Annotated in this window: 9 protein-coding genes; 8 read left to right on the forward strand and 1 reads right to left on the reverse strand. The window is 50.0% G+C overall.

Features of this window, described 5'->3' with window-relative positions; genetic code table 11:
* The first annotated feature begins 89 nt into the window (after positions 1-89).
* Positions 90-884, forward strand: coding sequence for a hypothetical protein (locus tag I2E13_RS10720; RefSeq protein WP_195405101.1), 795 nt, complete (start codon positions 90-92; stop codon positions 882-884).
* Between the two features lie 118 nt (positions 885-1,002).
* On the forward strand, positions 1,003-1,383 hold the full coding sequence (locus I2E13_RS11160; RefSeq protein ID WP_411161263.1) for a UDP binding domain-containing protein: 381 nt from the start codon (positions 1,003-1,005) through the stop codon (positions 1,381-1,383).
* A gap of 152 nt (positions 1,384-1,535) precedes the next feature.
* On the opposite strand, the gene I2E13_RS10730 is transcribed toward I2E13_RS11160, so the two are convergent.
* On the reverse strand, positions 1,536-1,952 hold the full coding sequence (locus tag I2E13_RS10730) for a hypothetical protein (protein WP_195405102.1): 417 nt from the start codon (positions 1,950-1,952) through the stop codon (positions 1,536-1,538).
* Between the two features lie 434 nt (positions 1,953-2,386).
* Here I2E13_RS10730 and I2E13_RS10735 point away from each other — a divergent pair, with 434 nt between their 5' ends.
* The 6 genes from I2E13_RS10735 (at position 2,387) to I2E13_RS10760 (ending at position 7,251) form a co-directional block, all read left to right on the forward strand.
* Entirely contained in the window at positions 2,387-2,827 is a 441-nt protein-coding gene (locus I2E13_RS10735) for a restriction endonuclease subunit S (protein ID WP_117769675.1), read from the forward strand.
* 140 nt (positions 2,828-2,967) lie between these two features.
* Positions 2,968-3,819 (forward strand): hypothetical protein, encoded by an 852-nt coding sequence (locus I2E13_RS10740; protein WP_117769676.1) that lies wholly within the window; start codon positions 2,968-2,970, stop codon positions 3,817-3,819.
* A gap of 109 nt (positions 3,820-3,928) precedes the next feature.
* On the forward strand, positions 3,929-4,321 hold the full coding sequence (locus tag I2E13_RS10745) for a P-loop NTPase family protein (protein WP_147332604.1): 393 nt from the start codon (positions 3,929-3,931) through the stop codon (positions 4,319-4,321).
* Between the two features lie 897 nt (positions 4,322-5,218).
* Positions 5,219-5,410, forward strand: a complete 192-nt coding sequence (locus I2E13_RS10750; protein ID WP_147357110.1) for a hypothetical protein — start codon at positions 5,219-5,221, stop codon at positions 5,408-5,410.
* A gap of 705 nt (positions 5,411-6,115) precedes the next feature.
* Positions 6,116-6,877, forward strand: coding sequence for a TIR domain-containing protein (locus I2E13_RS10755; RefSeq protein ID WP_117636984.1), 762 nt, complete (start codon positions 6,116-6,118; stop codon positions 6,875-6,877).
* 170 nt (positions 6,878-7,047) lie between these two features.
* The gene (locus tag I2E13_RS10760) at positions 7,048-7,251 is read left to right on the forward strand and encodes a hypothetical protein (protein WP_195405103.1); all 204 of its coding nucleotides are present in this window, start codon (positions 7,048-7,050) and stop codon (positions 7,249-7,251) included.
* Positions 7,252-7,268 lie beyond the last annotated feature (17 nt).

Here is a 7,268-nt window from a genome sequence, read left to right on the forward strand (position 1 = left end):
AGATTCTAGGACGAAGGCCGTTCTTCGTTAAACGGGCGCTAGGGCGTCACCCTTACACCAACATTTTCGACGCGATCAACGAGTGATGCATGTTTGAATTAAACGCAAAGCAGGAGATGGCGCTATCTATTGTTTGGATGCGCCAAGACCAACTTCCGCTTGATCTGACAGACTTGGAAATCACGAAGCATCTCTTGGCGCTTCGCGATAGCGGAATGATATCTATGCAAACCGATATGTCCAATACAATGGCGTATGTTGAGGCATTGCGCCCTTCTGGACGCGAGCACTATAGTCGAACGCGCCAAGCCAGAAGAAGATTCAAGCGTATAAGCGATGGCGCAGACGAGCTTCTCAATATATTGTGCTGCGACGATAATGCTAAAGCTCATCAGGGGCCTTCATATGTAAGAAATCGAGTCGAAGATTATCGTGAATTGTCTCGCAATAGCCTATTGCGAGTTAAATGGTCAAGCAATATCCCTTATTTAGTTTCAATTACCGACGACGGGTGGAATTACTTCGAAGGATGGTTTCTGGACCACGAGGTTCCAATGAATATCAATGTAAACCCCGTATTCACCAATAACGTCTCAAATAATCCGAGCATCTCTTCAACTTCAGCGTCCTCATCTACTTCCTCGTCGACTATGAATTCAACTAATGCCATTCAGATGGTGCTTAAACTTGAACTAAGTGATGAAGACAGGAATGTCGCCCTGAGCGCAATCGCTGATCTAGATAAATCCTCAAAAAGGGATGATAAGAAGGACTTTCTCGAAAAGATTGAAAAGCTTTCGGCTATCGCAAAGAACGTTGGCCCATTAGCGTCAATTGTCATTCCGTTGATTGAAGCAGCCGTAAAACAATTTCTCGGGAATTAAGAGTGGGTCTAAGTAGAACAACCATTCGTTACCGCGTATCGGGCTAAACTGGGACTGCCCCAGCTTCGGCTACTGCCTGCCCAAGGACAACAAGCAGCTGCTGGCGAACTACAAGGACGTGCCCCAGGACCTGATCGAAGCCAACCGCACCTGCAAGGATTTCGTGGCCAACGAGGTGCTGCAGATGGTGTGGGACCGCGTCTACGAGGGTAAGCCGAAGCCGGTGGTGGGCGTCTACCGCCTGACGATGAAGTCCAACTCCGACAACTTCCGCGCGAGCTCCATCCAGGGCGTCATGAAGCGCGTGAAGGCCAAGGGCGTGCCCGTGGAGGTCTACGAGCCCACGCTGGACGCGCCGGAGTTCTTCGGCTCCGAGGTCACGCACGATCTGGAGGCCTTTAAGGCCGGCTGCGACGTGATCGTCGCCAACCGCTGGAGCGACGAGCTCGCGGACGTGGCGGACAAGGTGTACACGAGGGAGCTGTTTAAGCGGGATTAGGGAAGAGGGCGGAACCAGGCTGATCCGCTTCAATCATTCGCTATTTTAACCGCGTCGAGGGCGGGCGTGTTCGGCATTAGCCGATACACCCCCGCCCTTCATTGTTCTTCGCAGGTAAAATTCGCCTAATTCGAGCGATCGCTCAACGTGATTCATGCCTTGAAACCGGCTCCATATTCTCCCGCCCGTGCCTGGTCATCCAACTTGAAGCCGATGTTATACAGCTTCCCCGACTTCGTCTTCCGAACCAGGCCATGCTCCAACATGAATGCGACAACGCGGCGATGTGCTTCGACGTCGTCCAAGTTCAGGTAGAAGCAGGCGACGCCTCTGCCGTTCTCGATAACGGACTCGAATGAGCTGTGCTTGCATTCCGCGACGACCATTCCGAGGGCCGCCTTGCGGCAGACTTCCTCCGCGAACTCGATATCGTTGAAGTAGAACATCCATTTCCCGCACCTGCTCTCGTCTAGCGCAGGTGCCAGCTCGGTGTCGATGTAGAACGAACACCATGGGTTGTCCACCCTGACGATTCGGCCGTCTTCGCTCAGCATCGTCTTCTCTTCCATCCATGCCTCATATGGTTTGAGGGTGCTTTCGTAGTACGCGATTGTTCTCGGAGAGCACCCCTCGACTTCCTTGTCGGTAAGGAAGAGACCGAGTAGACTCGAGTTGCTGGGCACGCTGCTTTCGGCATGGCTACACATAGTGCTTTCGAGCACTGCTTTTAAGATTGATTTATCTGCAGATAGTCTAGAACCGGCTACATCTGTGTTAGAACCATATTGATCATCGCTTCCACCGGGGGCTCCTTTCCCCTTGGTTCGATGGAAACAATTCTGAAGCGCAGGCCTATGTTCCGGTAAATGATTATTTAGCTGAACTCGGAGAAGCCCTTTTTGCTCAAACAATTGAAGAGAACAAGCGAGAAAATCATTACCGTTCAGTCGAGTCATTCTGCGAAGTCAAGGGCGGTTAGAGGCTCCCTAAAGGTTCAGAGCTAATTGCAGAGGCAAACTCTCATCCATATATTCGAGTCCGCGACTTAAACAACGCTTCTGTTCTCTTACTCACTTCGGAAATGCTATATATCGACGATGAAACACGATCTAATATTTCGCGCTACGTTGTCAACACTGGCGATCTAATTGTTTCCGTTGTCGGAACGATTGGCCTTACGGCGTATATCGGAAAAACGCTCGATGAGGCAAACCTCACAGAGAATTGCAACAAACTTACTTCGTTTAAAGGCGACTTTGCGGCGTGGTCGTATTTCTTTCTTCGTAGCTCAATGGGCATGGAAGCTATTAGGCTTGGAACTGTTGGTGCCGTTCAGACCAAGCTTGCATTAAAAAACATTAAGTCGATGAACGTCCCGTTTGCTCCAGCTTGTGCAATAGAAAGAACGACTTCGACGCTCAATGGTATTCTTGAGCTCATATAGGCTAATATACTCAAGTCGTAGGCTCTTGGCGAACTGCGTGACGCATTGCTTCCCAAACTCATGTAGGGCGAAATCGACGTCTCTCAGTTTGGCGCTGTTCGGATGGATTAGGTATAGAGCGCTATGGCAGGGGGGCGAAGATGATGATTGTTGTAAATGAATCGGCTGCTGCTTCATATCTATACCTAATGGGATTAACCATAGACGAAGAGCTGCCGCTTACGCAACACCTCTCTCTATTGCCGGCCACGTGCAAGGCCTCGCCGGACGACATGATTAATTCTGTGATGAAATATGGCAGCGGAGATGAGACCGATTTAGGTGTCTTGATTGCCGTCCTTAGGAAAACTACAGCTCAGTTGCGCGTTGTTGGAGAGGGCAAAGAGCTTGCAGTTCGAGTTTGGAATGCCCAATCTGCAATAGTTCTATTGTCCGCGCTTTTGAATTGCGAATTGTATTGGCATGTTCAGAGCGATTCGCGGACAGAAGATTTTTCGCCATGCTCGGCAATCAATGTTGTTCTTTCTACAAGGTTGTTCATTCCAAGAAAATTGAAAGTGATCAACGATTCAGAGAAGCAGTGGATAAGACAGCATTATCGGGACGCATGGGAACTGTTTGATAAAAACACGCGATTTGAGACCGCGGTGAATTCCTTGTGGAGCTACAAGCAATCGCTTCGACCTTCAGTTCAAATGGCGATTATATGGGCTGGGATTGAGTCATTGTTTGGAGTCCGGAGCGAACTTGTTTTTCGTGTCAGTACTCTCGCAGCTTTGTTTCTTGGAGGAGGCAAGCAAAAACAGCAAGAAATAAAGAAACTATATAGAGCAAGGTCAGAAGCCGTTCATGAGGGAAAACAACCTTCTGAGTCTTGTGTTTCCGATTCTGCAAAATTATTGCAAGCGCTAATCTTGGAATGCGTCGAACGGGGCTGTTTACCAAATGAGGACGGTTTGCTTTTCGGATTCGAAGAAGGATCGGCTAAATAATCATTTATCGCCCTACGAGTATTTGCAGATGAGACACCGATGCGTTTCAGTTGCATTGCATAGACAAGATAACGAAAAAGCAGCAAATCAAGAATGGCGATTCGCAAACATGGTTTATCCGGAGTTTTCACCAACCGCATCTTTGCGCGCCGCCTCAAATGAAACCCATAATGGAGTTTGGGCCATTCCAGAGTCACTTGCGCAAAGGTATTGCGAGTTTTTGGATCCAGTGATTTTGAGACGTAGCGTCGCCACTCAGACCGCGAACGCTTCATCGATCTGCAACTTCGGCAAAGCAAAAGGCCGAACATATGACCATGTTTTGATTTATCCAGTTGCCGATATGGCCTCTTGGTTGCAAGATGCCTCGACGGATCTGAAGCCGCAGACACGCTCCAAGCTCTATGTTGCAATTACTAGGGCGAGGTTCAGCGCTGGCTTCGTGGTTGCTGACAATAAAATAAATGAGCTTCCAGACACGCTAAGCGTCTGGAAGCCATAAATCAATCACGTGTTTGTTTGTCAGCAAAAGCGGATCCCTACGTGAACCTAAAGACGGCCTTGATCAGCCATCCGTTGAACCTGGAGATGCACTTACCAGTCAACTTCATCCATATCACCCCAATCCTCTGAAACAACTCTCATGTCACCCTTCTCTGGCTGCGTCTCGGTTGCGCCCAGCGCCTATTTGGCTACTTCCGCTTGTATCCTGAGTAATAACCTCCGCTGCTGCAACCAAGGTGGCGAATTGCTGCCTTTGCCATATGGATCTGTATGTAAGTGCTTCGAGGTGATGATGCCGATCTCACTTCAATTCATGGACGCATCGAAATAATAGGGCGGAGTCGCTCTCTCGATCCCGCCTCGCAAACCCGAATAGTTCTGACTTTCCCGTTATCCGGAACATCTGGGGAAGTTCGCGTCCCAGTCCGGAAAACCCAATGCCTGAAACGACGATGCCAAGGGGTTACTCGGTCAGCTTCTTGCATCCGTGCCAGGTCAAGGGAAGGGGCAGCCTGTAGAACGAGGTTGGCTCCATAGGGATCTCCTCGAGCCTTCCGTTGCCCCGCCGAACCCATGAAGTTCCGCTTGCGTCGGTGAAAGCCGTTTCGGGTGCCGTGCGTACTCCCATTCCGTGCCCTTCCGTCGGGAGCCATATGCACCATGCTCCAGGAGGAAGCGTGCCGACGCAGACGCGGTTGGGATAAGCGGGGCGGTTATCCTCACCTTTGAAAGAGGGGCCGGCCCCGCTAATCCCGACGCAGGTGACGATTACGTCGTAGACGGGGGACTCGCTTTCGTTTCGAAGCACGACGAATTGCCAGACGAACCGATTGTCCTCGGGCTGATCAGTTCGGTTTCGATCCCCTTCGTACCATGCCGATATGCGGGATGGCTGATGCCGCTTGATGTCGTCCTCCCTGTTCCTTTTGCTCTGGCTGCCTTGCCAGAATGCGACAATCAAGGCCACCAAGGTAACGAGTCCGATGAATGCTTGGACAATCAGATTGGCGATGTCTATATCGATGCCAAAAATCATTGGATGGTCACCGGCTCAGCGTCGTGGGGCGATAATTCTAACTCCGAATAATACGGCTCGATCGATGGTCGACGTTACGTAAACGTCAAAATGGGTTTGTCTTAACAGCCTTATTTTCTTAAGACAAACTTGCCGCAACGCCAATTCAAAGAGTTTGCCGTGACGCAGACAGATGCAGTTGGTTGCTGAAAAGCGTGGTTATTTGGGCAGGATTCGCTTCAAAACGCCCGTCGATTATTACGATCTAATGCAGCCTGTAGGGTGGATGTACTTCGATAAGCAGTAGTCGACATGCTCTGGTTTTGAACGAAAAGTCCCAGAGACAATCGATAACGATTCTTCTTTGATGATGCGAGCGGCGCTACCATTAGCAGCGCCGCTTGTTTTCCGCTCGCAGATAGATCCCGCCATGTTGACCACCGAATGCATCTTGACCGACGTGCTCGTACTCCTATTCGGGCACAGAAATTGGAGGCGCGGCCCCCAGCGTCTACTCAGCGAAATTCGTTAAGAAAGCTGACATCGAACACTGTGAACTCCGTCATCGAATCGAATCTCATTGACTGGGATGCGTTCATTAATGATGACTTTGATGCCTATTTCAAAGCTCGCGTCATGGCTTTGCTGGACGCTATTGAGTTCGCACTGGGCAAGTCCATCTCCGATAGGGGCACCGAGGAAACAGTAAAGAGATTTGGCCGCTCATTGGAATAAGATGCTTCTTAGCTCCGTTATTGGTTATAGAAAGAAGGCTTAATGTCTGATTTTGAAATTTTGCAGCAGTTGTGCGAAACAGCAGACGAACTTTCAAAGAAATACATCAGCTCTAGTTCGCCTGACTTTAAAGCATGGAAGACAAGGGCGGACAGGCTTTTAATTAGGCGATTTGGAAAAGACAGCTACGAATTTAAAAGCTTTAACAAAATCAGCTACTCGTTGTCTTTCTTCACCTCCGGTACGCCCGACTCGGCTTTCGTTGAAGCCTGTGCGGACGGCCTGCGCAGTGCAAAAGCTGTGCTGGAGACATACCTTGATGAGTTTTCAGACGAAGGGGAAACCGGATCGACTGCAAATGTTGGAGATTATTCGAAGGTATTTATCGTTCATGGTCACAACGGAGAGCTTAGAGAAAGGGTCGCGAGAATCATCGAAAGGCAGGGCCTGACGGCGGTTGTCCTAAACGAGCAGTCAAATCAGGGCAAGACAATCATCGAAAAGCTGGAAATTGAAGGCGATGCAGCAGGAGCGGTATGCCTTTTTACGGCGGACGACGAAGGAAGAGCCCAGGCAGAACAGTCGGAAAAGCCCAGGGCTAGACAAAATGTTGTATTTGAAGCCGGATACTTTATTGGTCGGCTTGGCAGGGAAAACGTTGCAATTCTTGTTGACAAAGGTATCGAGATTCCCTCCGATCTACAGGGCGTCGTTTATACCGGAACAGACAGTTGGGAGTTCGGCCTCTTGAAAGAACTCAAGTCCATGGGATATTCCATCGACTTTAATAAGATGGATATCTAATCCGTTGATCCCTCCTTTCACCGACTGGCAAAACGATTTACACCTAATTGTGGACATTGCCCACACGATTTCTCTTTGCTCCCGCATTGATCTCGCTAAACTATAAATTGCTGCTACCAGGGCATTTTCTGGTGCACATTCTATTGGCTCCTGCGAAGATCGGAGCAGGTATGTTTGCTGCCAAGTCCCACACCAGCCGTCATTACATTCCGATTGTTGCCATGGCCTGCCTATGCGTTTTGCTGGGCGGGCCTTCTTATGCCGCTGGCGCGGAGAGCCTCATCATCGCGGGCGCGACGTACTACGAGCCGGGCGGTACCGTCAAGATTCTTTCGCAAATTGATCGAGGCGGCCTCGGCCCCGCCTTGCTCTAGCCCTCCGCCTTCTTGCT

Origin of the sequence: Collinsella aerofaciens, assembly GCF_015554145.1 — a bacterium.
Taxonomy (GTDB): Bacteria; Actinomycetota; Coriobacteriia; order Coriobacteriales; family Coriobacteriaceae; genus Collinsella; species Collinsella aerofaciens_AA.